Below are 26,584 nucleotides of genomic sequence, written 5' to 3' on the forward strand. Positions count from 1 at the left end.
TAAAGCTGTGGGCGGGTTAGGGTGAGTCATGCGTGGAACCTTGCTTTTGGCGGTCTTTTGCGGCGCCAGCCTGGCCGGAACGGCCTTCGCCCGGCAGCAGCAGCCCCCGCCCCTGCTGGGCGCGCCGCCTCCTCAGCATGAGGATTCGCCCGTCCAACCGACCGATGACGGACGAATCAGATCGACCTCCGAGGCCAACCGCGATGGCATCACCGGCGCCATGCAGGCGCCGCTGCGCGACGTGAACCTGGTCCGCACCAAGATCCCGCGCGTGCTGCTCGAAGCGATGGACGATCCCTACCAGCGACCCGCCAGCGGCGACTGCAAGACCCTAATCAGCCTGGTCCAGCCTCTGGACGTCGCCCTGGGCGAGGACATCGACCGCGTACCGCCGGCCGAGAACGAGGACCTGATGGACCGCGGCCGCCGGGCCGCCGGCGGCGCGGCCCTGGGGGCTGTGGCCAGCGCGGCGCAGGACATGATCCCGATGCGCGGCTGGGTGCGGAAACTGACGGGGGCCGAGCGCCACGACCGCCTGGTGCAGAGCGCCGTCGCCTCGGGCGCGGTGCGGCGGGCCTATCTGAAGGGCCTGGGCGAGGCGCGCGGCTGCAATCCGCCGGCTACGCCGCAGCACAAGCCGCCGACCGAAGCGCCAGTCGTCGAACCCGGCATGCCGCCGCCGCGTGATCCCTACGGTCCGCGCAAGCCCCGCTTCCCGATCAACAAGGAAGAGGTCGCGCCGGTGCCCCAAGGCCCCCGGTACTAAGCGGCCGCGGTACTAGCCCTCGTTCAGGTGCCGCGCTCGGAAGTCGCGGCGGAACTGCTCGAAGCGACCTTCCTCGATCGCCGCGCGCATGGCCGCCGTCAGGGCCTGGAAGAAGGCGATGTTGTGCCAGGACAGCAGCACCTGGCCCAGGATCTCCTCGGCCTTGAACAGGTGGCGCAGATAGGCCTTGGAATAGTCGCGACTGGCCGGGCAGTCGCTGTCCGGATCCAGCGGGCTCTCATCCTCGGCGTACTTGGCGTTCTTGATGTTGATCGCCCCGTCCCAGGTCCAGGCCTGACCGTGGCGGCCCGAGCGCGTGGGAAGCACGCAGTCGAACATGTCGACGCCGCGCGCCACGGCTTCCACAAGATCGATCGGCTTGCCGACGCCCATCAGGTAGCACGGGCGGTCCTCGGGCAGCATGCCGGGGGCGTAGTCCAGCACCTCGCACATGGCCTCGTGCCCCTCGCCCACCGCCAGGCCGCCAATGGCGTAGCCGTCGAAGCCGATCTCGCGCAGGCGGTCGGAGGACTCGCGGCGCAGGTTCTCGAAGGTCGAGCCCTGCTGGATGCCGAACAACACCTGGCTGTCGCGCGTCCCGAAGGCGTCCTTCGAGCGCTGGGCCCAGCGGGCGGACAGCTCCATGCCCTTGCGCGCCCTCGCCTCTTCGGCCGGCCAGGCGACGCACTCGTCCAGCTGCATGACGATGTCGCTGCCCAGCAGGTCGGCCTGGATCTCGATGGAGCGCTCAGGCGTCAACACGTGCTTGGAGCCGTCGACGTGGCTGGAGAAGGTCACCGCCTCCTCGGTCAGCTTGCTGATCCCCGACAGGCTCATGACCTGGAAGCCGCCGCTGTCCGTCAGGATCGGCTTGTCCCAGCGCATGAACTTGTGCAGCCCGCCCAGACGCGCCACCCGCTCGGCCGAGGGGCGCAGCATCAGGTGGTAGGTGTTGCCCAGGATGATGTCGGCGCCGGTGTCCTTGACCTGGTCGACGGTCATGGCCTTGACCGTCGCGGCCGTGCCGACCGGCATGAAGGCCGGCGTGCGGATGTCGCCGCGCGGGGTCTTCAGCACGCCGGTGCGGGCCTTGCCTTCGGTGGCTTTGATCTCGAAGGGGAACGCCATCAGCGGGCCTCATCTTTGAACAGCAGGCTGCCGTCGCCGTAGGAATAGAAGCGATAGCCCGTCGCGATCGCGTGTTCATAGGCCGCGCGCATGGTCGCCTGGCCGGCGAAGGCGCTGACCAGCATGAACAGGGTCGACTTGGGCAGGTGGAAGTTGGTCATCAAGACGTCGACGGCGCGGAAGCGATAGCCGGGGGTGATGAAGATGGCCGTCTCGTCGGCGAACGGGCGGACGATCCCGTCCTCGCCCGTGGCGCTCTCCAGCAGGCGCAGGGACGTGGTGCCGACGCAGACGATGCAGCCGCCGGCGGCGTGGACCGCGTTCAGGGCGTCGGCGACGTCGGCCGTCACCTCGCCAAACTCGGCGTGCATCTTGTGGTCGGAAACGTCGTCGGTCTTGACCGGCAGGAACGTCCCTGCCCCCACGTGCAGGGTCACGAAGTGCAGCGAGACGCCCTTTGCCTTCAGGCGCTCCAGCAGATCGGGCGTGAAGTGCAGGCCGGCGGTCGGGGCGGCCACTGAGCCGTCCTCGCGGGCGTAGACGGTCTGGTAGTCGGCGCGGTCGCGCTCGTCCTCGCCCCGCTTGGCGGCGATATAGGGCGGCAGCGGCATGTCGCCGTGCCTGGCGATGCCGATGTCCAGGTCAGGACCCGAGACGTCGAAGGCCAGCAGAACTTCACCGCCCTCGTGCTTCTCGACGATGGTGGCGTCCAAGCGGTCGGCGTCACAGGCGCGGTCTTCGCTGGCGCCGAACGCGACACGGTCGCCGACCTTCAGGCGTTTGCCCGGACGCATGAAGGCGCTCCAGCGGCTGGGCGAGACACGGCGGTGCAGGGTCGCCTCGACGGCCACCGGCGTGCCATCGGACCCGCCGGTCGTGCGGCCTTCGCGAAGGCCCGACAGGCGGGCCGGGATCACGCGGGTGTCGTTGAACACCAGGGCGTCGCCGGGACGCAGGAAGTCGGGTAGCTCGCGGACCACATGATCGGCGAGCGGCTGGCCGGGTCGGACCACCAGGAAGCGCGCGGCGTCGCGCGGCTCGGCCGGACGCAGGGCGATGCGGTCCTCGGGCAGGTCGAAATCGAAGTCGGAAAGGCGCATGGGCGGGCTTCAAGCGCACGATGGACCGAAGACGTCAAGACATACGCCCTCACGCGAGCGCGATGGACAACCCTGGCGATACACGGGCATGGTTTCGGATAACGATACTCTTCGGGGGAAGAACGCCATGAAACGCCTGCTGATCCCAGCGCTCGCGCCGCTGCTGCTGCTTGCCGCCTGCGAACAGAAGACCGCCGCGCCGCCTGCGCCCGCCCCGGCCGAAGAGCGCACCGTCGCCACACCGGCCAACTCGACCGCGACCGAGACGGCCTTCAAGCATGACCCCGCCGTCGAGCTGACCGGCTTCTATTTCACAGAGACGCCTGTCCAGGCCGGGAACTGGAAACTGACCTCGCTGGACATCGGCCAGCCGTCCGATTTCGCCGACTGGGAAGCGGGCAAGCGCACCGAAACCTACGCCCCGATCTTCCTGGCCTTCGACGACGTCACCAGCCCGACCGCCGAGAACGAACTGGGCCAGACCTATCACAAGGTCAGCCTGCGCCTGCTGCCCGACGGCTACAGCGTCGACGGCAAGACGGTGCGCTACCACGCCAACGACAAGCGCCTGGGCGAGGTGGTGCTGGAGCTCTACCCCGACCTGGCCGCCTACAAGAAAGCCCGCTCCAGCGGCCCGAACGACGGCGTGCAGAAGCCCGTCTTCACCGGCTCCTTGCAGATCGGCGCCGAGCGGATCCGCAATCTCAGCTTCTCGTACCACCCCGGAGAGTAAGCGACTCTTCCTTCATGGAAGGCGTGCTATGGGCGGATCATGCGCCTGATCGTCCAGCTCTTGAGTCTTCTCGTCCGTGGCACGGCCCTGATGCTGGGCCTGGTCGGGGTCGGCATGGCCATCGCCTGCCTCGGCGGGGCCTGGAGCGACCGGCTGGACGCCTTTACCCACGCCGCCCCGCTGTGGCTGATGATGGGTGTCGGCGCGGTCGTGCTGGGCGGGATCTTCGCCCGCGGCGGCGAGCGCTGGGTGATGGTGGGCTTAGGGACGGCGACGCTGCTGGCCTGCTCGGTGCTGATGCTGCCCGAGCTGTGGGCGTCATGGCGCTTCAAGCCCGCGACGCCGGCCGCCAGCGACCTCAAGATCGTCCAGTTCAACGTCTGGCACGACAACCAGACGCCCGAGAAAAGCTTGGCCTGGATCCTGGACCAGGACGCCGACGTCGTGATCATCGAGGAAGGCGCAGGAGAGTCCTGGCCGACCATCCAGGCGCTGAGAAAAGCCTATCCGTTCGCCTCGTGCGACAAGGTCAGCCGCTGCGAGACCTGGATCTTCTCGCGCAAGAAGATGCTGGCCCGCGGCGGCATGCCGGCCGACCGGCCCTATCTGTCCGGCGCCTGGGCGACCCTGGCCGACGCCAAGGGGCCGTTCACGGTCACCGGCGTCCACTACACCTGGCCCGTGCCGCCCGGCCTGCAGCAGGCGCAGAGCCGTAAGCTGGTGAAGCTCGTCTCGGGCTTCGACCGCAAGAGCGCGATCGTCACCGGTGATTTCAACTCGACCCCGTGGTCGTTCACGCTGAAGCGTCAGGACAAGGCGCTGGGCCTGCGCCGCTGGACCCGCGCCATCCCCTCGTGGCCTGCCAGCAAGTTCTCGCGCGTCATGGTCGCCCCGGCCCCGTTCCTGCCGATCGACCACGTCTATGCAGGCAGCGAATGGCACGCGGTGAATGTCGAGCGCGGCCCCGCCCTGGGCTCGGATCACCGCCCGATCGTGGTCACCCTGCGCCGCAAATAGAAACGGCCCCGGACGAGGTCCGAGGCCGTTCCAAAGCGATGTCGCTGGACGCTTAGGCGTCGGCGGCGATCTTGGCGCTGACGATCTTGCCCGGCGCGCGCGGCGGCTCGCCCTTGGGCAGCGCGTCGACGTGGTCCATGCCTTCGGTCACCTGGCCCCAGACGGTGTATTGCTTGTCCAGGAAGGTGGCGTCGTCGAACACGATGAAGAACTGGCTGTTGGCCGAGTCCGGGTTCGGGGTGCGGGCCATCGAGACCACGCCGCGCACGTGCGGCTCGTCGTTGAACTCGGCCTTCAGGTCCGGCTTGTCCGAACCGCCGCGGCCGGTGCCCGACGGGTCGCCGCCCTGGGCCATGAAGCCCGGGATCACGCGGTGGAAGACGACGCCGTCATAGAAGCCCTCGCGCACCAGTTCCTTGATGCGGGCGACGTGGCCCGGGGCCAGGTCGGGACGCAGCTTGATGGTGACCGGGCCGGTCTCGAGCGTCAGGATCAGGGTGTTTTCGAGGTCGGCCGACATGGTCTTCCCTTGGATGGAAAATGTGTGATCGCGCTTCTAGCGCGGTTCACGCCCATCTGTGAACCAAGTTTGGCCCGGAAAACGGTAGTCGCTAACGAACCTGCGCCGGCGGATCGATGTCGCAGACCGAGAAATCCGCGCCCTTCAGGGCCCGCAGGCGCTGGGTCTCGGCGGCGAACCACGGCCCCTTGGGGTCGATCACCCGGATCTTGGGGCGTTCGTTCTCGGGGATGTCGCTCAGCAGGCGGACCTTCTGCATCAGGTCCTGCGGCGCGGGCACGGGCTCGCCGGTCTTGATGGCGCGCACCGCCTCCAGGCCGCTGATCACCCGACCGAAGGCCGTGTAGCGCTTGTCCAGCGACGGATAGGGTTGGCGCATCAGGAAGAACTGGCTGTTGGCCGAGTTGTTGTCCTCGTCGCGGGCCATGCCCAGCACGCCGGGGCAATAGGTCCCCCAGGCCGAGACCTTCTTGTCGCTGGTCGCCTCGGCCCAGCTCCAGGCCTGGCTGACGACCGGCAGCGACTTGATGAAGCCGACTTCCAGCCCGGCCGGCGCGGCCATGGCCACGAACGGCGTCGCGGCGGTGCGACGGAAGGTGAACTCGGCCTTGAGGTTCGGGCGGTCCGTGCCGCCCTCCCCCGTATTGGTCGGATCGCCCGTCTGGGCCATGAAGCGATCGATGACCCGGAAGAAGGTCCGGCCGTCATAGATGCCCGCCCGGGTCAGGTCCTGCAGCCGCGCCACGTGGTTGGGCGCGACCTCGGGGACCAGCTCGACCAGCACGCGGCCCTTGTTGGTGTCGATCACCATCACCGTCTCAGGCGCCGGCGTGCGCCAGTCAGCCTCGGTGGGCTTGGCCGGCGCGGCGGTCGCCAAACCGGCGGCCATGAGGGCGATCGCGAGGCTCATGGTCACTTCACCTGCACGGGAACGTCGACGTCGCAGTTGGTGAAGCTGCCGCCCATCTCGGCGCGGCGCTTGTCGACCAGGGCCTTGAAGGCGGCCGAGCCGGTGTTCATCACCTGGATCGACGGACGCTTGTCGGCCGGCAGGTCGGCCAGCAGCTTGACGCTGATCATCTTGTCCTGCGGATCGGGCACCGGCTCGCCGGTCTTGATGGCGCGGACGGCCTCAAGACCTTGAAGGACACGGCCAAAGGCCGTGTAGGTCTTGTCCAGCGAGTCGTTGGCCTGGCGCATGAAGAAGAACTGGCTGTTGGCGCTGTCGGGGTCGCCGGCGCGGGCCGCGCCCAGGACGCCCGGACAGAAGTTGCCCCAGGTCGCCACCTTGCGGTCGGCGGTCATCACGGCCAGGGCCGAGTTCTGGCTGGTCACCGGCATCACGCCGACCCAGCCGGCCTCGTTGGTCCCGACCTTGTAGCCCTGGGCCAGCGGTGTGTCGGCGCCGCGACGGAAGGTGAACTCGGCTGTCAGGTTGGGCTGGTCCGAGCCGCCGATGCCGGTGTTCTGCGGATCGCCCGTTTGGGCCATGAAGTCGTTGATCACGCGGAAGAAGGTCAGGCCGTCATAGAAGCCGCTCTTCACCAGGCTCCGCATGCGCTCGACATGGTTCGGCGCGGCCTGCGGATAGAGCTCGGCGATGATCCGGCCCTTGTTGGTCTCGACGACGATGACGTTATTGGGATCCGGCACGCGCCAGTCCGCGCCAGCTGGAGCGGTCTGGGCCGAAGCCGCCCCAAAGGACGTCGCGGTGGCGGTAAGCGCCAGCACGGCGGCGGTCATGGCGAGCTTCATCGAATTCCCCGAACTGGATAGGCCGGGTGGGCGTAGAACGACACGGCCTCCCCGACAAGTGCGACAGCCCTTGAACCGCACGATTCCGGCCGCTTCGGGGCGAGGTCGGACGATCACCGCCGATCGCGAGGATCGGCCTCCCCTCGCCGCGATCATGAACAAAAAGAAACTGGACCTTACGCCTAGGCGCGTGCCACCTGCGCCAACCTCAAGGTGAGACGAGTAGAGTCTCGCCACTAATATTGGGTGCGTATATGCGAATTCTCGTCGGGACTCCGACGTATAACGGACAGCTCACTACTCCGTATACGTCATCATTGCTGGGACTCTCCAAACTCCTTGGCAACAAGATGGAGTGGGCCACGACGAATGGCACCTTGATCGCTTTCGCACGCAACGCCCTGGCCAGCCGTGTGCTTGAGGAAGACTTCAGCCACCTGCTATTTATTGACTCTGATGTCAGTTTTCAGCCCGAAATCGTTCAACGTCTGATCGAGTTCGACCAGCAGATCGTCGGCGCGGTCTATCCGCAGCGGACGATCGACCAGCAGCGCTTCTTCCACCAGGCCCGAAACCGTGCGGACGCCAACTCTGCCTGGGCCACGGCGCTCAGCTTTCCGATGACCCTGGAGACGCCACACGTCTCGCGCGGCGACTTCTATCGCGCCGAGACCATCCCGGCGGGCCTGATGCTGATCAAGCGCGAGGCGCTGGAGAAGATCCGCCAGGACTATCCCGACCTCTACCGGTCGGCGGCCGACAGCTACTACCAGTCACAGGGCCTGAAGAACGTCCTGCAATGCTTCGACCCGGTCTATGAGCCGAACGGCGTCGCCATCGGCGAAGACCTGTCGTTCTGCCGTCGCTGGCGGGACAAGGGCGGTGAACTGTGGACGATCTTCGACGACACGGTCGGCCACTTCGGCCCGTTCCTGTTCCGCGCCCGCCTGTAACCCTTAGTCCTTGAGCTTGATCTTCTTTTCGATCACCGCGCTGGCCTTCTCGGCCTTCTTGCGGCGCTCGAAGACCTGACGCATGTGGCGCACGTCGCTGGCGCTGAGGTGCTCCTGGGCGGCGACGAACTGCTCCTGCTCTTCCTCGCGGATGTGATGGAGGTACTCCTCCTTCAGTCCCGCGAACCGCCGCAGCCAGCCCGGCGAGCCCATGTCGCGGGCCGCCAGGTCGGCCAGCATGTCGTCGATTTCCTTGTGTTCGGAAATGGCGTGGCGGGCGAAGTCGGTCGTGGCCGGATCGCGCAGCACCGACGACCACAGCGCCTGTTCCTCGGCCGCAGCGTGGGCTTTCAGCTCACGCGTCAGCTCTTCGAACAGAGTCCGGCGGTCGTCGGAGTCGCCGTGGGTTTCCTCGATCATGGCCAGCAACGCGCGGTGGCGGTCATGATCCTCGACCAGGCGGCCGAAGACGTCGGGATCGCCCCGGAACGTCGTCTTCGGCGTGCTGCCGATGCGCGCGGCGATGTTCGGCGCGATCGCCTTGGCCTTGGCGATAGCCTCGGCCTTGGCGTCGTGTTCGCGGCGAGCGGTGGTGATTTCCTGCGTGTGGCCCGGCATGGCTTGGCTCCCTCTGGGACGAGCCGCAGGTCACGGCCCGTCGTTCAGGACGCCTACGCGGGGGTCCGCCAAAAGGTTCCGCTTTAGCCCTTGCCGACCTTGGCCAGCAGTTGCTCGGCCACGCCGGCCGGCACGAACTTGCCGATGTCGCCGCCCAGGGTCGCGATCTCTTTCACCAGCCGCGAAGCGATGGCCTGGTGGCGCGGGTCGGCCATCAGGAAGACGGTCTCGATCTCGCGGTCCAGCTGCTGGTTCATCGCCGTCATCTGGAATTCGTATTCGAAGTCGGCCACGGCCCGCAGGCCGCGCACGATCATCTGGGCGTTCACCTCGCGGGCGAAGTGCATCAGCAGGCTCTCGAACGGCCGGACCTCGATCTGGGCGATCTTGGTCAGGTGCGCCGTCTCGCGCTCCAGGATGGCGACCCGCTCGTCCAGCGTGAACAACGGACCCTTGCCGCTGTTCACCGCCACGCCGATCACCAGCTTGTCCACCAGCTTGACGGCCCGCCCGATGATGTCGAGGTGACCGTTGGTGACCGGATCGAAGGTCCCCGGATAAAGCCCAACCCGCATGCAGCCCCCTTCCTCTAAGGGTCCGAGGGTTTACGGGGTCTCGTCCGCCCCGCTGTCCTCGCCCTGGTTGTCGTCACCGCCGGAATCGGCGAGGCGCTCGACGCTGACGACGTGCTCGTCTTGCGCGGTGCGGAAGATGGTTACGCCTTGAGTATTCCGCGCTGCAACACGAATTTGCGAGACCGGCACCCGAATAAGTTGACCTTGATCAGTTACCAGCAGGATCTGGTCGCTTTCGTCGATCGGGAACGAGCCCACCAGACGGCCGCCACGCTTTGAAAGGTCTTGCGCGGCAAGGCCTTGGCCGCCACGGCCGGTGCGGCGGAAGTCGTAGGCGCTGGTGCGCTTGCCGAAGCCTTCCGACGACACGGTCAGCAGGATTTCCTCGGCCGCGCCCAACTCGGCGATGCGTTCCGGCGTCAGTGAAGCCTCACCGACCTCCTCGTCGCCTTCATCCGCGGACGTCGAGACATCCTCGCCCTCTTCGCCATCGGCGGCGCGCAGCATGGCGCGCTGGTGCTTCAGGTAGGCGGCGCGTTCGGCCGGGGTGGCGTCGACACTGCGCAGCACGGCCATCGAGATGACGGTGTCCTCGCCCGCCAGCTTCACGCCGCGCACGCCCGTGGAGTCACGGCTGGCGAACACACGCACCTCGTCGACCGAGAAGCGGATGCAGCGGCCGGCCGCCGTGGTCAGCAGCACGTCCTGGTCGGCGTTGCAGACCGAGACGCCGACGATGCCGTCGCCTTCATCCAGCTTCATGGCGATCTTGCCGTTGCGGCGGACGTCCACGAAGTCCGACAGCTTGTTGCGACGCACGCTGCCCGAGCGGGTGGCGAACATCACGTCCAGGCCGCCCCAGGTCGCTTCGTCCTCCGGCAGGGCCAGGATCGAGGTGATGGTCTCGCCCGGCTCGATCGGCAGCAGGTTGACGAACGCCTTGCCGCGCGAATTGGCGACGCCCTGCGGCAGGCGCCAGACCTTCAGCTTGTAGACCTTGCCGCCCGAGGTGAAGAACAGCAGCGGCGCGTGGGTCGAGGCCGAGAACACGCGGGTGACGGCGTCCTCGGTCTTGGTCGCCATGCCCGACTTGCCTTTGCCGCCCCTGTGCTGGGTGCGGTAGTTGGCCAGCGGCGTGCGCTTGACGTAGCCGCTCATGGTGACGGTGATGACCATGTCCTCGCGGACGATCAGGTCTTCGTCTTCCATGTCGGCGTCGCCGTCGACGATCTGGCAGCGGCGCGGGATGGCGAACTTCTCGCGCACCTCGACCAGCTCCTCGCGGACCACGGCCATGATGTTGGCGCGGTCCGACAGCAGTTCCAGATAGCCGCGGATGGCGTCGGCCAGGGCCGTCGCCTCATTGCCGATCTCGTCACGGCCCAGGCCGGTCAGACGCGACAGGGTCAGGGCCAGGATGGCGCGAGCCTGTTCGTCGGTCAGGCGGATCAGGCCGCCGCCTTCCTGGATCGTGCGCGGGTCGGCGATCAGTTCGACCAGCGGCAGCATGTCGCCGGCCGGCCAGGACTTGGCCACCAGGCGCTCGCGGGCCTCGGTCGGGTCCTTGGACGAGCGGATGATGTGGATGAACTCGTCGATATTGGCGACGGCGATGGTCAGGCCGACCAGCACGTGGCCGCGGTCGCGAGCCTTGCCCAGTTCGAACTTGGTCCGGCGGACGACGACTTCCTCGCGGAACTCGACGAACAGCTGCAGCAGCTTGTGCAGGCCCATCTGCTCGGGACGGCCGCGGTTCAGGGCCAGCATGTTGACGCCGAACGAGCTTTGCAGCGCCGTGAAGCGGAACAGCTGGTTCAGGATCACCTCGCCCGAGGCGTCGCGCTTCAGCTCGACCACGATGCGCATGCCGTCGCGGTTGGACTCGTCGCGGATGTCGGCGATGCCTTCGAGTTTCTTGTCGCGGACCAGCTCGGCGATGTGCTCGACCAGGTTGGCCTTGTTCACCTGATACGGGATCTCAGTGATGATGATGGCTTCGCGGCCGGCGCGGATCTCATCGACGGTGGCGACGCCACGCATGATGACCGAGCCACGGCCGGTCAGCAGCGCCTGGCGCGGGCCCGCGCGGCCGATGATCTCGCCACCGGTCGGGAAGTCGGGACCAGGCACCAGGTCCAGCAGCTGGTCGGTCGTCACGTCCGGCTGGTCGATCAGCAGCAGACAGGCGTCGATGATCTCTCCCAGGTTATGGGGCGGAATGTTGGTGGCCATGCCGACGGCGATGCCGCCCGCGCCGTTGACCAGCAGGTTGGGGATCCGCGACGGCAGGACGGTCGGTTCCTGCTCCTTGCCGTCATAGTTGTCGGCGAAGTCGACCGTGTCCTTGTCCAGGTCGGCCAGCAGCGACATGGCCGGCGGGGCCATGCGGCATTCCGTGTAACGCATGGCGGCCGGCATATCGCCGTCGACCGAACCGAAGTTCCCTTGGCCGTCGATCAGCACCAGACCCATCGAGAACGACTGGGTCATGCGGACCAGGGTGAAGTAGATCGAGGCGTCGCCGTGCGGGTGATACTTACCCATGACGTCACCGACCACGCGGGCCGACTTGACGTACGGACGCTCGGGCGTCTGCCCTTGCTCGTGCATCGAGAACAGCACCCGGCGGTGCACGGGTTTGAGACCGTCGCGCGCGTCCGGCAGGGCGCGGCTGACGATGACGCTCATCGCATAGTCGAGGTACGAACGACGCAGTTCGTCTTCGATATTAATCGGGGCGACATCCCCGCGAGAACCGTCAGCGGGGATAGTGTTTTGATCGTCGCTCAAGGGGATTTTTCGCCGTCAGAATCGGACACGGAACCGTCGAAAAGGGTTAGCATTTCAAGGACGGCGGCGCCACCTTCACCGGCGCAGGAACCCCAGCCTCCGGTTGATTCAGAAGGAATAACGCATGCGTAGCCTCCCCATCGCGACTGCCCTGAGCCTTGCCGCCTTGATCGCCGCCTCTCCTGCCCTGGCCCAGACCACCGCGACCGCCGTGGTCAAGACCGGTGACGGCAAGGACGCCGGCGTGGTGACCGCTACCGAAGCGCCGCACGGCGTGCTGCTGAAGCTGGAGCTGAAAAGCCTGACGCCGGGCTGGCACGCCATCCACTTCCACGAGAAGGGCGACTGCGGCGCGCCGGACTTCAAGTCGGCCGGCGCCCACGTCCACACCGCCGCCACGACCGTGCACGGCCTGCTGAACACGGACTCCAATGACAGCGGCGACCTGCCCAACGTCTTCGCCGGCGCCGACGGCGCGGCCACGGCCGAGGTCTATTCGACCCTGGTGTCGCTGAAGGGCGCCGGCGGCCGCCCCGCCCTGCTGGACGCCGACGGCAGCGCCATCGTCGTTCACGCCAGCCCCGACGACCACAAGACCCAGCCGATCGGCGGCGCCGGCGCCCGCGCCGCCTGCGGGGTGATCAAGTAGTCATGCGCACCTGGCGGCTGTCGCTTCTCGCTGTTCTGCTGGCCGCGACGGCCGCCTGTCATGACTCCAAGGGGACCAAGGAGGCCAAGCCGCCTCCGAAGCCTCCAGCTCCGCCGTCGACGGAGCTCGTTTCGCTGGCCTGGAAGCCGGCGGACGCCAACCAGAACCTCCAGTCCTTCGAGCTGACACTGACCGGGGCCGAGATCGTCTCGGTCTGCAAGAAGCCGCCCGGCTGGATCATCGACGCCTCGGGCGCCGCGATCAAAGGCTATGCGACCGTCGGCGCGGGGTTTGTCGGCGTCGAACATCTGGACGACCTCGAAGGGCTCTTCCTGATCCGCACCCACGGCCAGCCGCCGGGCCTCAGCGGCAAGTTGCTGACGGGCGTCTATGCCGACGACGGCGAACAGAGCGAAGTCGCGGCGACACCGAACCTGCTGAGCCGTGAGCCGGCGGCGCAGTGCCCGCCGACTAAGGGTTAGCCGTCTCCACCACCGCCTCGGCCGCCTTGGCCCGCTTCTCGGTCAGGGCCACCAGCGCCACGCCGACCATGGTCGCGCCGCCGCCGATCAGCAGCTGGGCGGTCAGCTTGTCGCCCAGGAACAGGATGCCGATCGTGCACGACACCAGCGGCGTCAGCAGGAAGTAAGGCGTCACCCGCCCGGGCTCGCGATTCTGGACCAGCCAGAACAGCAAGGCGCTGGCGCCGATGGTCGAGACCACGCCGGCGAACAGCACGCACAGCCAGGCGATCGGCGGCGCGGCCTGCATCTTGGCGGCCTGGTCGTGCTCGAACAGGAACGACATCGCCAGCAGGGTCGGCGCGGCGACCAGGGCGGTCATGCCCTGCATCTTCAGCGGCTTGATGCCCGGCGTCTTGCGCACCAGCACCGTGGCCACGGCCCAGCAGGCGCCGGCGAAGACGATCAGCAGGATGGCCGGCAGGTCGCCGGCCGCATGCGGGTCCAGGCTCATCCAGGCCACGCCCAGGAAGGCGATCCCCAGGCCGACCACCGCCGGCAAGCGCATGGTCTCGCCCAGCATCCGCCAGGCGAAGATGGCCGTGAACGGGATCCACAGCTGGCTGGCCACGACCAGCGGGCTCAGGGCGTCGGCCATGCTGAAGGCGACATAGATCACGCCGAAATGGATCGGCCCGGTCAGCAGCACGATGGTCAGCAGCTTCTTGGGCTCGGGGAACGGCGGCCGCACGAACGGGAACAGGAAGGCCAGGGCCGAGGCGAACCGCAGGCCGCCCATCAGCATCGGCGGCAGATAGGCCGTCGCCACCTTGGCGGCGGCGTTGTTGATCCCCCAGGTCAGGATGATCGCCAGGATGGCGAGATATTCCACGACCGTAAGCGGAGACGACTTGGAGGACATGGCCGTGCTTGGACCACCCCTCGCCTGGAAAATCAATTCACGCCGACGACCTTGCGGACGGCGGAGGTCAACAGATCGAGATCCGCATCCGGCGTCGTGAAAGCCGGGGTCAGATAGACCACCTTGCCCATCGGCCGGATCCAGGCGCCTAGCTCGGCGAAGCGGGCGCAGAGATCGCCCACGGCCACGGGCGCTTCGAACTCGACGACGCCGATCGCGCCCAGGGTCCGGACATCGACCACGCCCTGCCCCGCCCGGCACGGCTCCAGCCCCTGCGCCAACGCCGCCGACACCCGCGCCACGTCCTTGGCCCAGCCCCCACCCTCGAACAGGTCCAGCGAGGCGTTGGCCGCCGCGCAGGCCAGCGGATTGGCCATGTAGGTAGGGCCGTGCATCAGGGCCGCGCCCGCATCGTCGGACCAGAAGGCCTCGAACACCTCGCGCGAGGCCACCGCCGCCGACAGTGGCAGGGTCCCGCCGGTCAGGGCCTTGGACAGGGTGACGATGTCGGGCTCGATCCCCGCCGCCTGCATGGCGAACAGGGTCCCAGTGCGGCCAAAGCCGGTGAAGATCTCGTCGAACACCAGCAGCACGCCGTGCTTGTCGGCCAGGCGGCGCAGGGTGCGCAGCACCTCCGGCGGATGCAGCAGCATGCCGCCCGCGCCCTGGACCAGCGGCTCGACCAGGATCGCCGCGATCTCGTGACCGCGCTCGCCCAGCAGCTTGTCGAGCGCCGCCTCGCTGTCGGCGTCACGCGGCAGGTCGGCGATCACCTGGTCGGGCATGACGCCGGCGAACAGGCTGTGCATGCCCTCCTCCGGGTCGCAGATCGTCATCGTCGCCAGGGTGTCGCCGTGATAGCCGCCCCGGAAGGCCAGGAACTTGGTCCGTCCCTTGATCCCTCGATTGATCTGGAACTGCAGCGCCATCTTCATGGCGATCTCGACCGAGACCGAACCGCTCTCGGCGAAGAACACGTGATCCAGCTCGCCCGGCAGCAGCCCCGCCAGCCGCGCCGCCAACCGATAGGCCGGCTCGTGCGCCAGGCCGCCGAACATCACGTGCGGCATGGTCTCGATCTGCGCCCGCAGCGCCTCGGCGATGTGCGGGTGATTGTAGCCGTGGCAGGCCGTCCACCACGAGGCCAGGCCGTCGACCAGCTCGCGCCCGTCGGCCAGCACCAGCCGCGAGCCCTTGGTCGCCACCACCGGCAGCGGCGGCCGCGCGGTCTTCATCTGGCAGTACGGACGCCAGACATGCGGCGCGCCAGCGGTGAGCCAGTCGGGTTGGGTCATGACGCTTTCCGTTTGCGGACTCGGGGCGCCTTGCCTATTCCCGCCCACCAGCCACGGCAAAGGGAAACGACATGCAGAGCCTCGACGCCTTCGCTGGCGAGAAGCTGGCCGCCCTGGACGCCAAGAGCCTGCGCCGGCGCCTCAAACCCACCCGCCGTCACGACGGCGCCGTGGTCGAGCGCGACGGCAAGCGGCTGATCTCGTTCTCGTGCAACGACTATCTGGGCCTGTCGCAGCATCACCTGGTCCGCGCGGCGGCGGCGGAAGCGGCGTTGAACTACGGCGCGGGCGCGGCGGCCTCACGCCTGGTCACCGGCGACCACCCGCTGCTCAGCGACCTGGAAAAGCGCTTGGCGCGCCTGAAAGGAACCGAGGCCGCCTGCGTGTTCGGCTCGGGCTATCTGGCCAATACCGGTGTCATCCCCACCTTGGTCGGGCCCGGCGACGCGGTCTTCGTGGACGCCCTGGCCCACGCCTGCATCTGGGCCGGCGCGCAGCTGTCGGGCGCCAAGATCATCCGCTTCGCCCACAACGACGTCGCCGATCTGGAGCGCCTGCTGAAGGCGGAGCGTCCCCAGGCCCGCCGCGCCCTGGTCGCCACCGATGGCGTGTTCTCGATGGACGGCGATATCGCTCCGCTGGACCGGCTGTCGGCGCTCTGCGAGGCGCACGACGCCTGGCTGCTCAGCGACGACGCCCACGGGGTCGGGGTTTTGGCAGAGGGCCGAGGCTCGGCCGCCCTGTTCCCGGACGCCAGGATCCCGCTGCAGATGGGCACCCTGTCCAAGGCGCTGGGCTCGTACGGCGGCTATCTGTGCGGCTCGCAGGCGGTGATCGACCTCTTGAAGACCCGCGCCCGCACCCTGGTCTACGCTACCGGCCTGCCGCCCGCCTCGGCCGCCGCCGCCCTGGCGTCGCTGGACCTGATCGAGGCTGATCCGGCCTTTACCGAGCAGCCGCTGGCCAAGGCCCGCCTGTTCACCCATCGCCTAGGCCTGCCGGATGCGCAGAGCCCGATCGTGCCGGTGATCATGGGCGACGCCGACACCGCGCTGGCCGCCTCGGCCGCGCTGGAGGCGCAGGGCTTCCTGGTCGTCGCCATCCGCCCGCCGACCGTGCCCGAAGGCACCGCCCGCCTGCGTGTGGCCTTCAGCGCCGAGCACGCCGACGCCGACGTGATCTGCCTGGCCGACGCCGTGGCGGCGCTGCGATGAAAAGCCTCTTTGTCGCCGGGACCGGCACCGACCTGGGCAAGACCCACATCGCCTGCGCCCTGCTCCGCGCCGCGCGGGCCAAGGGCCTGACCGTCGACGCCTTCAAGCCCGTGGTCAGCGGCTTCGATCCCGCCGAACCGGAAACCAGCGACCCCGCCCGCCTCGCCTCCGCCATGGGTCGTCCCGACGCTTGGCCCGAAATCTCCCCCCGCCGCTACCGCGCGCCGTTGGCCCCGAACCTCGCTGCTCGGCTGGAGGGCGAGACCCTGGCCATGGCCGACCTTGTCGCCGACTGCCGCACCTGGCTGGAAAGCCGCGACGTCGACCTCGCCCTGGTCGAAGGCGCTGGCGGGGTGATGTCGCCGATGACCGACGACGCGACGAACCTGGACCTGATGGTCGCCCTCAGCCTCCCCGTCCTGCTGGTCGCCGGCAGCTATCTGGGCACCGCCAGTCACCTGCTGACCGCGCTGGAAGTCGTCCGCGCGCGCGGCCTCACCGTCGCGGCGATCGTCGTCAGCGAGAGCCTCGACGCGCCAGACCTAGCTCAGACCGTGGACATGCTGTGCGTCTTCGAACGCCAGACGCCGATCGTCGTCGCGCCTAGAGACGCGGACTGGGACGCAGCGGAACTCGCAGCCCTACTTCTCTAGCCGCGCCACCAGGCTGGACGTGTCCCAACGGTTGCCGCCCATCGCCTGGACCTCGGCATAAAACTGGTCGATCAGCGCCGTGCTCTCGAGATTGGCGCCATTGCGGCCCGCCTCCTCCAGCGCGATGCCCAGGTCCTTGCGCATCCAGTCGACCGCGAAGCCGAAGTCGAACTTGCCCTGGGCCATGGTCGGCCAGCGGTTTTCCATCTGCCACGACTGGGCCGCGCCTTTGGAGATGGCGGCCAGGACGTCGTCGGTCGGCAGGCCGGCGCGCTTGGCGAAGTGCAGCGCCTCGGCCACGCCCTGGACGACGCCGGCGATGGCGATCTGGTTGCACATCTTGGTCAGCTGGCCCGCGCCGACCTCGCCCATGCGGCGCACGGCCTTGGCGTAGACGTCGATGACCGGCAGCACGCGGTCGTAAGAAGCCTGCTCGGCCCCGACCATGATGGTCAGCTGGCCGTTCTCGGCGCCTGCCTGGCCGCCCGAGACCGGGGCGTCGACGAAGGCGTGCCCCTTCTCGCCCAGCAGCGCGGCCATGTCCCGCGCCACGGTGGCCGAGGTGGTGGTGTGGTCGACGACGGTCGCGCCCTCCGCCAGCGCCGGAAGCGCCTGCGCCACGACGTCGCGGACGTCGGCGTCGTTGCCGACGCACAACAGCACGACTTCCGCGCCCGCCACGGCCTGCGCAATCGTCTCGAAAGCCTGCCCACCGTGCTTTTCGGCCCATTTCCGGGCCTTTTCGGCAGTGCGGTTGTAGACGGCGACCTCGTGGCCGGCGGCCTTCAGGTGGCCCGCCATCGGAAAGCCCATCACGCCCAGGCCGATAAACGCCGTCTTCATGCCACTGCTCCCTCTTGGAAAGCCCGGATTACGCGCCCGGCGACGGCTTCGGCAACCCCATCTTAACGACCTTCGGGCAGGTTCCGACCCTATGGTTAAGCGGGCTTAAGCACGATGGCGGTCAACAGCGAACAGCCGATCATCATCAAGAAGGTGAAGAAAGGCGGCGGACACGGTCACCACGGTGGCGCGTGGAAGGTCGCCTATGCCGACTTCGTGACGGCCATGATGGCCTTCTTCCTGCTGATGTGGCTGCTGAACACGACCAGCCCGGAACAAAAGCAAGGCATCGCCGACTACTTCGCGCCCGCCTCGATCTCGTCGACCACCAGCGGCTCGGGCGGCATCCTGGGCGGCACTTCGCTGGGCGACGACGGCGCCAAGGCCGACGGCAAGATGTCGGTCATCCAGCAGATGGCCCCGGAAGCGCCCGACAACGTCAATAAGGACGGCCAGAGCACCACCACCGCCAACCTGGACTCCGCCAGCGAGCAGGCCCTGCGCGACGCCCTGGCCAAGAAGGAACAGGACGCCTTCGCCTCGGCCGCCCAGTCGCTGCGCCAATCGCTGCAGGACATGCCCGAACTGGCCGAACTGTCGAAGCAGATCATGATCGACCAGACTCCGGAAGGCCTGCGCATCCAGCTGGTCGACCAGGAAGGCCGCTCGATGTTCAAGGAAAACTCCAAGGAACCGAACGACCGCGCCAAGATCCTGCTGCGCGCCGTGGCCAAGGTGATCAACCAGCTGCCCAACCGCGTGACCATCTCGGGCCACACCAGCGCCAACGCCTATGGCAAGAAGCAGGACGGCGACTGGGCCCTGTCGGCCCAGCGCGCCGACGCCTCGCGCATCGTGCTGCGCAGCGCCGGGGTCGACGACGACCGCATCTATCAGGTGTCGGGCAAGGCCAATTCCGAGCCGCTGTATGCCGACGATCCGACCCTGGCTGGCAACCGCCGGATCTCGATCGTCCTGTTGCGCGAAAAGCCCGTTCTGCCGGATAATCTCTAGTAGAGCCGTCAACCTGTGACCGTTCGCCGCGTGCGTGCGCAGCGAAGCTTGCGCAACTGAACGCAATGCCCCCTAATCTCGTTCAGGGCTGAGCATCAGTTGAAGGGGACAGGGCGACAGTGACGCAGCATTTTCCGACGCGGCAGCTTCGGTTCTTTCTGACGGCGCCCACGCCTTGCCCGTACCTCCCTGGTCGCGAGGAACGCAAGGTGTTCGCCCACCTGCCGCTGTCCGATGGCCCGACCGTCAATGACAGCCTGACCCAGGTCGGCTTCCGTCGCTCCCAGAACATCGCCTACCGCCCCGCCTGCGAGACCTGCCGCGCCTGCCAGTCAGCCCGCGCGCCGGCCGCCGAGTACGTGCTGTCGCGCTCGGAGCGCAAGGTCCTGAACCGCAACGACGACCTGGAACGCCACCTGGTCGAGGCCGAGGCCACGCTGGAGCAGTTCGAGCTGCTGCGCCGCTACCTGCTGGCCCGCCACGCCGACGGCGGCATGGCCGAGATGACCTGGCCCGACTACGTGGCCATGGTCGAGGACACCGCGGTCCGCACCCACCTTTTGGAATACCGCAAGAAGTCGCTGGACGGCGGCCCGGGCGACCTGATCGCCTGCGTGCTGGTCGACGTGCTCGCCGACGGCCTGTCGCTGGTCTACAGCTTCTACAATCCCGACCTGCCGCGCCGCAGCCTGGGCTCGTTCATCATCCTGGACCACATCGTCCAGGCCCAGCAGGGCGCCCTGCCCTACGTCTATCTGGGCTATTGGGTCCCGGGCAGCGAGAAGATGGCCTACAAGGCACGCTTCTCGCCGCTGGAGATCCTCAAGCCCGGCGGCTGGTCGCTGATGTCCGCCCGCGAACGGGGGGCGAGGCCTCCCAGCAGCATGCGCGGCGGCGCCAAGGATCCGTGTGATCTGCCGCTGAGCGATGCGGAGCCGGCGGATATCGAGGATCTGGGGTAGAGGGCTATTCCCTATAGCTTCATCGAAGCGGCCTGATAGTCCCTCAAGACACTTTCTAGAGGGCTTGGCACTCGTTCCGTTCCGAAATGGCGTTGCACAAAGCCGCCCTGCGAGTAGTCACGAGCCAGAACAAACCGTCTCGCTCGTTTGACAGTCATCTCGTTGGCAATTTTCACGGCGCGATTGGCAGAGATTTTCAGAAAGTTGTCGAGAGAAGCTCCTGGCCAAGACGCGAGGAAAATCTTGGATGGAGAAATTGGGATGGCGTAATTTCCCTCAGGGGGAGCCAGCCCATTGCTTCTCAATACCGGCACATCAGATGTTAGAAGCGTCCTGCTCGCCCCTTTTACATCCATGACGATCCAGATCATGTTGATCAAGACCTCCCCCAGCCGTGGACTATCAATCCGCTGAGGAAGGTTCTTCAAGAGCATTTGCTCTTGTTCATTTTCAGCCCAAGACAAATGATCGAATTCGTTCTCAGCGAGAATTCGAAAAGACTCCTTATAGGCAAAGAGATCCTCTGGAGCCCGGTACCAGAAGGACATCAAAAATCTCGCCCATGCACTACGTCGCCGGGTATCTGCTGGTATTTGCCCAGACAGCAACGTCGCCATCACTTCGGCTGCGGAATTATCGACCCCAGATAGGCATCTACTCTCAATATCCTGGGCGACCTCATAAGGCACCCCAGGGATACGGTACAGGTCGCGCTCGAAACCAATAGCGCCAGGCGTTACCCTTCGGGCTTCAAAACGGTCAGCATAGACCTTCGAATAGCGCACCATCTCGCCAGAGCCATCTGTCCACTGGCGAGTGTAAAACTCTGGGAGATAGTGGTGTTTGCTCGGCGGGTTAGCTTTGCCCATGCCGCCGGTATATCTCTTCCTGCCTACCGCGCGAAGCTCACCCCGCCGTCGACCGTCACCGCGCCGCCCATCACGTAGTCCCCTGCCCGCGAGGCCAGGTAGATGGCCGCGCCGGCCATGTCCTCTTCCGAGCCGATGCGGCCGGCCGGGATGGCCTTGGACACCGCGTCGGCGTGGTCGCGGGCGACCTTGTTCATGTCCGAGGCGAAGGCGCCGGGGGCGATGCAGCTGACGGCGATGTTGTCGGGGGCCAGGCGCAGGGCCATGCGCTTGGTCATGTGCAGCAGGCCGGCCTTGGACGCGCCGTAGGGATAGGTCTCTTCCCGCGCCACCGACTGGCCGTCGATCGAGGCGATGTTGATGACCTTGGCCACCCGATCCTGGCCGGCCGCGCGCAGCTGACCGATCAGGGCCTGGGTGAGGAAGAACGGCGTCTTCATGTTGAGGTCGACGGTCTTGTCCCAGCCGCTTTCGGGGAACTCGTCGAAGGCCGCACCCCAGGCGGCGCCGGCGTTGTTCACGAGGATGTCGAGCTTGTCCTCGCGTTCGGCGATCCGCTTGGCCAGGCCCTCGATGCCTTCCATGGTCGAGATGTCGCCCGGCAGCGAGACGCACTCGCCGTATTGGCTGAGTTCCTCGGCGGCGGCGTCGCAGGCGGCGGCCTTGCGGGCGGTGATGTAGACGCGCTTGGCGCCGTAGACGAGGAAGCCCTTGGTGATCATCGCGCCAATGCCGCGCGAGCCGCCGGTGACCAGGGCCACGCGGCCTTCGAGGGAAAACAGGTCTTGCATGGTGGGAACTCCTAGAAGCCGCGCGTGGCGGCCAGGGCGCCGAGGCGTCCGGTGATGGCGTGGAACTGGGCGACGGTCTCGTCGATGATCTGCTGGGCGGTCTTGACCTCGTCGATCAGGCCAACGGTCTGGCCGGCCAGCGCGGGCGCGGCCTCCATGTCGCCGCCGAAATAGACGTCGAGAATGTTCTTCAGCACGTCGGGCGGCATGACGCCGGCGTCGTGGATGTCCTTGGTCAGTTCGGACTTGATGGCCCGGATGCAGGGGCTGGCCTTCTTGTTCAGCACCCAGGTGCCGGTCTCTTTCGCGCCCGTGATCGCGGCCTTGTAGTTGGCGTGCACCGGGCTCTCGGCCGAGCTGACGAAGCGGGTGCCCATCTGGATCGCTTCCGCGCCCAGGGCGAAGGCCGCCGCCATGCCGCGTCCGTCGCAGATGCCGCCGGCGGCGACGATCGGCACGTCGACCTTGGCCCGGATCGCCTGCAGCAGGACGAGGGTCGAGACCTCCTCGGGGTTCTTGAAGCCGCCGCCTTCGGCGCCCTCGACCACCAGGCCATCGACGCCGGCGTCGACACATTTGACCGCCGCATCGACGGTGGGCACCGCGTGGTAGACGACGATGCCGGCCTCCTTCAGCGGACCGACGAACTTGGCGGGGCTGCCGGCCGAGGTGGTCACGAACTTGACCCCGCTCTCGCAGACGAAGCGCAGCATGGCGTCGTCGCGCAGGAACAGGATCGGCAGGTTCACCCCGAACGGCAGGCCGCTGGCCGCCATCTTGGTGATCTCGGCCTTGCAGTTTTCGGTCTCGCCGGACGAGGTCTCGATGATGCCGAGGCCGCCGGCGCGCGACACCGCCGAGGCCAGCGGATAACGGGCGATCCAGCCCATGGGCGCCTGGATGATCGGGTACTTGGCGCCGGTGTGCGCTAGGACGCGGTTGCTCATGGGATCAGCAGCACCCGGCCCACGGCCTGGCGGCTCTCGATATAGGCGTGGGCGCCCGCCGCGTCGGACAGCGGGAAGGTCTTGTCGATCACCACTTCCAGCTCGCCCTTGGCGGCGCGGTCGATCATCTCCTGGATCATGTCGTGCACGCGGTCGGTCATGATCTCGGCGCCCAAGAAGACCCCGGTCAGCGAGCGGTTGCCGCCCATCAGCGACGAGACGTCGACCTTCATCGGCTCGCGCCCGGCATTGCCGACCAGCGAGATACGGCCGCGATAGCCCAGGGCGCCGAGGCTGCCCTGCAGGGTCGCGCCGCCGACCGGATCGACCACCAGGTCGACGCCCTTGCCGCCGGTCAGCTTCATGACCTGCTCGACCAGATCGTCGCGGCCGTAGTTGATCCCGTGATCCATGCCGAACGCCTTCAGACGCTCCAGCCGCTCGTCGCTGGAGGCCGAGGCGATCACCGTCGCGCCGGCCTGCTTGGCCAGCTGGATGGCGGCCAGGCCCACGGCCCCTGCCCCGGCCTGGACCAGCACGGTTTCGCCAGCCTTCAGGCGGCCCGCGCCGAACAGGCACTCGTGCGCCGTGCCGAACGGCACCGGGATGGCCGAGGCCTTGTGGATGTCGAAGCCGTCCGGAATCGGCCAGGCGTTGCGGGCCGGCACCGCGCGCAGTTCGGCGTGCGAGCCGAAGGCGTTCACGGTGACGACCTTCTGCCCAACCTTGAGGTGGGAGACCTCGGCTCCGACCTCGACGATCTCGCCGGCGGCCTGGTAGCCGACGATGTGCGGGCTGCCCGCCATCTGGCCGCCACCGCGATTGAGGGTGTCGCCGCCCTCGATGCTGACCGCCTCGACGCGGATGATCACGCCCTGTGGATGGAGGACGGGATCGGCGACGTCCTCGTAACGAAAGACGTCCGGCGCCCCGGTCTCGTAATAGACGGCGGCCTTCATGGCGTTCCTCCCAGACTTGTTCTTGTTATTTCGAAGGGTCGATCAGCGCGTCGTAGACCAGCTTGGCGCTGTCATCGTCGATGTCCTTGATCGCCGGGTCGCCCTGCTTGTTGAGGATGTGGATCATGCCCAGGAAGAAGAGGTCGTTCTTGGGGTCGATCCAGAACCAGGTGCCGGCCGCGCCGCCCCAGCTGTAGGTCCCCTCGCCGTATGGCCCGGCCTTAGCGCTATCGAGCACCACCGCGAAGTCGAGGCCGAAACCCTTGCCCTTGGCCGTGTTGAACGACGGATCAGAGCTCATGATCGTGTCGCTGAGGGCATTGGTGCGCATCAGCTTGACGGTCTCGGGCTTGAGGATGCGCTTGCCGTCCAGCTCGCCGCCGTTCAGCAGCATCTGGGCGAAGCGGGCGTAGTCGGCATTGGTCGAGACCAGGCCGCCGCCGCCCGAGGCCATGGCCGGCGGCTTGGTGATGTCCAGGACCATGAAGCCCTCGGCCGGGATCAACTTGTTCTGCTTGGGCCCCCATAGATACAGCGAGGCCAGGCGGTCCATCTTGCTGGCCGGCAGCCAGAAGCCGGTGTCGGTCATCTTCAGCGGCTCGAAGATGCGCTTGGCCATGAAGTCGCCCAGCGACATGCCGGTCAGCTTCTCGATGATCAGGCCCTGGATATCGACCGAGATGCTGTACTTCCACCGCGTGCCCGGCTGGGCGATCAGCGGCAGGGCGGCGATGTTCTGCACGAACTCCGGACGCGACTTGGCGCCCAGCACCTTCTCCGCATAGGCCTTGTCGATCGGGTTGTCCTGAACGAGGCCATAGGCGAAGCCGCCCGAGTGGCTCATCAGCTCGCGCATGGTCGGCGGACGGTCGGCCGGCACGGTGTCGAACGAGCCGTCGGCATTGACGCCCTTGAAGACCCGCAAGGATGCGAACTCCGGCACGTACTTGCTGACCGGGTCGTCCAGCTTCCACTTGCCCTCTTCGAAGAGGATCATCATGGCCACGCCCGTGACCGGCTTGGTCTGGGAGTAGATGCGGAAGACGGTGTCCTTGGTCATCGGCGGGCCGTCGAAGCCCTTCTTGCCGTGGACCTCGTAGTTCACGACCTTGCCGTGGCGGACCAGCATGGTGGTGACGCCCGGCAGGTGACCGGTGTCGACCAGGCCCTGCATGTGGGCGTCCAGCTTCTTCAGGCCCTCGGCCGAGAAGCCGACGCTGTCGGGCGCGGCGGCCACGATCGACGCGGGAGCAGCGGCATAGGCGGCGGATGCGCCGCCCGTCATCAAAGTCGCGGCCAGCACGGCCGCGATCACTCTACGAAACGCCAACACGCCCTCCCGAACAGATGTTTGAGGGACCTTAGAGCGCGCCTTCCCGCGATGAAACCCGCTTTTTCTGCGACCAGCGCGTACGCGCGCCAGCTCGTCTCACGTTAAGGTCTTTTAATGTGAAGCCGGGTTGATCGAACGGCGTTCATGTATATTTTTTACTGCACGAGGGATTACGAAATAAATCGGGGATGACCCACCTATGGCCACGATCGACAACCTGGTCTCGATCTATCGCAACGTGCACCGCCTGCCGGGCAATTCGGACCTGCCCGCCAACGCGTGGACCCAGCTGACGCTGATGGCCCAGGGCATCGACGCGGCGCGCAACGGCATGGCCGGCGACACCTGGACCTATGCCAGCGCGGTCGACTGGATCCAGGGCAGCGCTAAGACCACCACCGAGGTGGCGGTGATGTCGTACGGCTTCCTGGCCGACGTGACCCTGGGCTCGAGCGGGCTGGACTATCTGGTCTCGGCGACGGGCGGCAATCCCAACAACCTGAACAGCGCCTACTACGCCCAATTCAGCCTGGAGAACCGCTTCATCAATTTCGCCCTCAACCTGGTGAAGTTCGGTGAGGCCAAGGACGAGTTCTCGGCCGCCTACGGCGAAAACGCCTCGCCCATCAACACCTTCCAGAAGGCCTATCTGAAGCTGTTCGGGGTCGAGAAGACGCTGGACGAGGTCCTGGCCATCTTCGCCGAGCCGGTGCCCGACGGCAAAGGCGGGACCTATGGCCGCTTCGCCTATTTCGAGGCGATCGGCGGCGACGGCTCGTTCGGCATCGGCACCCGCGCGGCCATGATCGGCTGGCTGATGGCCGAGGCGGTCAAGATCGGCCAAGGTCCTTATGCCGAGGCCATGAAGGCCTACCTTGCCGACATCGGCCTGGACGGCAAGGCCACGCCCGTGAACGCCTTCTACTCCCTGTACGGCAAGGGCGGCGACTACGCCGCCGGCGGCCCGTCCGACCCCGGCCTGCCCGGCGAAAAGGCCAGCTTCGCCCACGACTGGAACGTCGACGCCTTCAACCAGGAGCCGGACGACAACACCCACGTCCTGGCCAGCGACGGCAACGACGTGATCAAGCCGGTGATCTCCGACATCGGCGGCCTGGACGCGGGCAGGCACATCCGCACCGCGGGCGGCAACGACGTCGTGCGGGTCGACAACGGCGTCATGCGCGGCCTGATCGACACCGGAACCGGCAACGACTCGATCTTCCTGGAGAAGTTCGACGGCAAGATCATCACCGGCTCCGGCTACGACAATGTCGACATCGGCTCGTTCGCGGCCATGCACCTGGTCGGCGGCAAGGCGACCGACATCGCCGTGATCCAGGACTTCCAGAAGGGCTTCGACCTGCTCAGCTTCGCCGGCGTGGTCGGTCCGGGCGAGAAGAAGCAGCTCTACTTCATCGCCACCGCCACCTTCGACGACGCCCTGACCGCCTATGCCGGCCAGACCGCCGCCAACAGCAACACCGTCTTCGAGTGGAACGGCGACACCTACATCTTCCACAACAACGCCACGGCGGGGCTGGATGCGGGCGATGGCCTGATCAAGCTGGCCGGCGTCACCGGCCTCACCGTCGGCAAGGGCGTGGGCGTCGGTGACATCCTGTTCGCGGCCTAGAACTTCAGCCCTTCTAGGACCGTGACGGAGCTCCCCTCGCCCACCGCGGGGGGAGCTTTTTCGTTTAAAACTGTCATCCCG

The 26,584-nt window shown here is 67.1% G+C and carries 27 protein-coding genes; 11 read left to right on the plus strand and 16 right to left on the minus strand.

The genetic code is table 11. The features are described 5' to 3' along the window. Window positions 1–28 precede the first annotated feature (28 nt). A complete protein-coding gene (locus AC1RRR_RS06495; RefSeq protein WP_492811482.1) occupies window positions 29–766 on the plus strand; it encodes a hypothetical protein in 738 nt (245 codons plus the stop codon). A gap of 12 nt (window positions 767–778) precedes the next feature. Here the strand turns inward: AC1RRR_RS06495 and tgt are convergent, their stop codons facing one another. Then, window positions 779–1,897, minus strand: a complete 1,119-nt coding sequence (tgt, locus tag AC1RRR_RS06500) for a tRNA guanosine(34) transglycosylase Tgt (protein WP_492811782.1) — start codon at window positions 1,895–1,897, stop codon at window positions 779–781. Continuing rightward, a complete protein-coding gene (queA, locus tag AC1RRR_RS06505; RefSeq protein ID WP_492811484.1) occupies window positions 1,894–2,994 on the minus strand; it encodes a tRNA preQ1(34) S-adenosylmethionine ribosyltransferase-isomerase QueA in 1,101 nt (366 codons plus the stop codon). Before queA ends, tgt begins: the two co-directional genes overlap by 4 nt. Window positions 2,995–3,121: 127 nt before the next feature. Between queA and AC1RRR_RS06510 the strand changes: the two genes are divergently transcribed. Both AC1RRR_RS06510 and AC1RRR_RS06515 read left to right on the plus strand, forming a co-directional pair. Beyond that, window positions 3,122–3,727, plus strand: coding sequence for a hypothetical protein (locus tag AC1RRR_RS06510; RefSeq protein ID WP_492811486.1), 606 nt, complete (start codon window positions 3,122–3,124; stop codon window positions 3,725–3,727). 39 nt (window positions 3,728–3,766) lie between these two features. Further along, the gene (locus tag AC1RRR_RS06515; protein WP_492811488.1) at window positions 3,767–4,744 is read left to right on the plus strand and encodes an endonuclease/exonuclease/phosphatase family protein; all 978 of its coding nucleotides are present in this window, start codon (window positions 3,767–3,769) and stop codon (window positions 4,742–4,744) included. Window positions 4,745–4,796: 52 nt separating this feature from the next. On the opposite strand, the gene AC1RRR_RS06520 is transcribed toward AC1RRR_RS06515, so the two are convergent. The 3 genes from AC1RRR_RS06520 to AC1RRR_RS06530 form a co-directional block, all read right to left on the minus strand. Next, window positions 4,797–5,264, minus strand: a complete 468-nt coding sequence (locus tag AC1RRR_RS06520) for a peptidylprolyl isomerase (protein ID WP_492811490.1) — start codon at window positions 5,262–5,264, stop codon at window positions 4,797–4,799. Window positions 5,265–5,355: 91 nt separating this feature from the next. Next, a complete protein-coding gene (locus tag AC1RRR_RS06525) occupies window positions 5,356–6,174 on the minus strand; it encodes a peptidylprolyl isomerase (protein ID WP_492811492.1) in 819 nt (272 codons plus the stop codon). Between the two features lie 2 nt (window positions 6,175–6,176). After that, the gene (locus AC1RRR_RS06530) at window positions 6,177–7,019 is read right to left on the minus strand and encodes a peptidylprolyl isomerase (RefSeq protein WP_492811493.1); all 843 of its coding nucleotides are present in this window, start codon (window positions 7,017–7,019) and stop codon (window positions 6,177–6,179) included. 377 nt (window positions 7,020–7,396) lie between these two features. Here AC1RRR_RS06530 and AC1RRR_RS06535 point away from each other — a divergent pair, with 377 nt between their 5' ends. Continuing rightward, window positions 7,397–7,972, plus strand: coding sequence for a glycosyltransferase family protein (locus AC1RRR_RS06535; RefSeq protein WP_492811495.1), 576 nt, complete (start codon window positions 7,397–7,399; stop codon window positions 7,970–7,972). Window positions 7,973–7,975: 3 nt separating this feature from the next. Here the strand turns inward: AC1RRR_RS06535 and AC1RRR_RS06540 are convergent, their stop codons facing one another. The 3 genes from AC1RRR_RS06540 to gyrA all read right to left on the minus strand — a co-directional run bounded on the left by AC1RRR_RS06540 (window position 7,976) and on the right by gyrA (window position 11,955). Continuing rightward, on the minus strand, window positions 7,976–8,590 hold the full coding sequence (locus tag AC1RRR_RS06540) for a hemerythrin domain-containing protein (protein ID WP_492811496.1): 615 nt from the start codon (window positions 8,588–8,590) through the stop codon (window positions 7,976–7,978). An 83-nt stretch (window positions 8,591–8,673) separates the two neighbouring features. Then, the gene (gene coaD, locus AC1RRR_RS06545; RefSeq protein WP_492811498.1) at window positions 8,674–9,165 is read right to left on the minus strand and encodes a pantetheine-phosphate adenylyltransferase; all 492 of its coding nucleotides are present in this window, start codon (window positions 9,163–9,165) and stop codon (window positions 8,674–8,676) included. A 30-nt stretch (window positions 9,166–9,195) separates the two neighbouring features. Then, window positions 9,196–11,955, minus strand: a complete 2,760-nt coding sequence (gene gyrA, locus AC1RRR_RS06550) for a DNA gyrase subunit A (protein WP_492811500.1) — start codon at window positions 11,953–11,955, stop codon at window positions 9,196–9,198. 124 nt (window positions 11,956–12,079) lie between these two features. Here gyrA and sodC point away from each other — a divergent pair, with 124 nt between their 5' ends. Together sodC and AC1RRR_RS06560 are read left to right on the plus strand one after the other, a co-directional pair. Then, window positions 12,080–12,604 (plus strand): superoxide dismutase[Cu-Zn], encoded by a 525-nt coding sequence (gene sodC, locus AC1RRR_RS06555; protein WP_492811501.1) that lies wholly within the window; start codon window positions 12,080–12,082, stop codon window positions 12,602–12,604. Window positions 12,605–12,606: 2 nt separating this feature from the next. Next, window positions 12,607–13,086 (plus strand): hypothetical protein, encoded by a 480-nt coding sequence (locus tag AC1RRR_RS06560; protein ID WP_492811503.1) that lies wholly within the window; start codon window positions 12,607–12,609, stop codon window positions 13,084–13,086. On the opposite strand, the gene AC1RRR_RS06565 is transcribed toward AC1RRR_RS06560, so the two are convergent. Continuing rightward, the gene (locus AC1RRR_RS06565) at window positions 13,076–13,987 is read right to left on the minus strand and encodes a DMT family transporter (RefSeq protein WP_492811505.1); all 912 of its coding nucleotides are present in this window, start codon (window positions 13,985–13,987) and stop codon (window positions 13,076–13,078) included. The genes AC1RRR_RS06560 and AC1RRR_RS06565 overlap by 11 nt on opposite strands. Before the next feature lie 32 nt (window positions 13,988–14,019). Further along, entirely contained in the window at window positions 14,020–15,282 is a 1,263-nt protein-coding gene (locus tag AC1RRR_RS06570) for an adenosylmethionine--8-amino-7-oxononanoate transaminase (protein ID WP_492811507.1), read from the minus strand. Between the two features lie 71 nt (window positions 15,283–15,353). Here AC1RRR_RS06570 and bioF point away from each other — a divergent pair, with 71 nt between their 5' ends. Further along, a complete protein-coding gene (bioF, locus tag AC1RRR_RS06575) occupies window positions 15,354–16,496 on the plus strand; it encodes an 8-amino-7-oxononanoate synthase (protein WP_492811508.1) in 1,143 nt (380 codons plus the stop codon). Then, the gene (gene bioD / locus AC1RRR_RS06580) at window positions 16,493–17,149 is read left to right on the plus strand and encodes a dethiobiotin synthase (protein ID WP_492811510.1); all 657 of its coding nucleotides are present in this window, start codon (window positions 16,493–16,495) and stop codon (window positions 17,147–17,149) included. Before bioF ends, bioD begins: the two co-directional genes overlap by 4 nt. Here bioD and AC1RRR_RS06585 read toward each other — a convergent pair. Further along, window positions 17,138–18,085, minus strand: a complete 948-nt coding sequence (locus tag AC1RRR_RS06585; protein ID WP_492811784.1) for an NAD(P)-dependent oxidoreductase — start codon at window positions 18,083–18,085, stop codon at window positions 17,138–17,140. The two genes, bioD and AC1RRR_RS06585, sit on opposite strands and share 12 nt — an antisense overlap. A gap of 21 nt (window positions 18,086–18,106) precedes the next feature. Here AC1RRR_RS06585 and AC1RRR_RS06590 point away from each other — a divergent pair, with 21 nt between their 5' ends. Both AC1RRR_RS06590 and AC1RRR_RS06595 read left to right on the plus strand, forming a co-directional pair. Next, on the plus strand, window positions 18,107–19,006 hold the full coding sequence (locus AC1RRR_RS06590; RefSeq protein ID WP_492811512.1) for a flagellar motor protein MotB: 900 nt from the start codon (window positions 18,107–18,109) through the stop codon (window positions 19,004–19,006). A gap of 119 nt (window positions 19,007–19,125) precedes the next feature. Further along, window positions 19,126–19,968, plus strand: a complete 843-nt coding sequence (locus tag AC1RRR_RS06595) for an arginyltransferase (protein WP_492811513.1) — start codon at window positions 19,126–19,128, stop codon at window positions 19,966–19,968. 11 nt (window positions 19,969–19,979) lie between these two features. Here the strand turns inward: AC1RRR_RS06595 and AC1RRR_RS06600 are convergent, their stop codons facing one another. Genes AC1RRR_RS06600 through AC1RRR_RS06620 form a run of 5 tightly spaced genes read right to left on the minus strand, consistent with a single transcriptional unit; the run spans window position 19,980 to window position 24,864 of the window. Continuing rightward, window positions 19,980–20,837 carry a DUF4238 domain-containing protein gene (locus AC1RRR_RS06600; RefSeq protein WP_492811515.1) on the minus strand — a complete coding sequence of 286 codons (858 nt, stop codon included), beginning with the start codon at window positions 20,835–20,837 and terminating at the stop codon, window positions 19,980–19,982. Window positions 20,838–20,860: 23 nt separating this feature from the next. Next, window positions 20,861–21,628, minus strand: coding sequence for an SDR family NAD(P)-dependent oxidoreductase (locus AC1RRR_RS06605; RefSeq protein WP_492811516.1), 768 nt, complete (start codon window positions 21,626–21,628; stop codon window positions 20,861–20,863). 11 nt (window positions 21,629–21,639) lie between these two features. Beyond that, window positions 21,640–22,575, minus strand: a complete 936-nt coding sequence (locus AC1RRR_RS06610; RefSeq protein WP_492811518.1) for an NAD(P)H-dependent flavin oxidoreductase — start codon at window positions 22,573–22,575, stop codon at window positions 21,640–21,642. Continuing rightward, window positions 22,572–23,534 (minus strand): quinone oxidoreductase family protein, encoded by a 963-nt coding sequence (locus AC1RRR_RS06615; RefSeq protein ID WP_492811520.1) that lies wholly within the window; start codon window positions 23,532–23,534, stop codon window positions 22,572–22,574. Before AC1RRR_RS06615 ends, AC1RRR_RS06610 begins: the two co-directional genes overlap by 4 nt. A 25-nt stretch (window positions 23,535–23,559) precedes the next feature. Further along, the gene (locus AC1RRR_RS06620) at window positions 23,560–24,864 is read right to left on the minus strand and encodes a serine hydrolase domain-containing protein (protein WP_492811522.1); all 1,305 of its coding nucleotides are present in this window, start codon (window positions 24,862–24,864) and stop codon (window positions 23,560–23,562) included. A 202-nt stretch (window positions 24,865–25,066) separates the two neighbouring features. Here AC1RRR_RS06620 and AC1RRR_RS06625 point away from each other — a divergent pair, with 202 nt between their 5' ends. Further along, entirely contained in the window at window positions 25,067–26,503 is a 1,437-nt protein-coding gene (locus tag AC1RRR_RS06625) for a hypothetical protein (protein ID WP_492811524.1), read from the plus strand. The last annotated feature ends 81 nt before the right edge of the window (window positions 26,504–26,584 follow it).

The organism is Caulobacter sp. GW821-FHT12D05 (assembly GCF_058807295.1).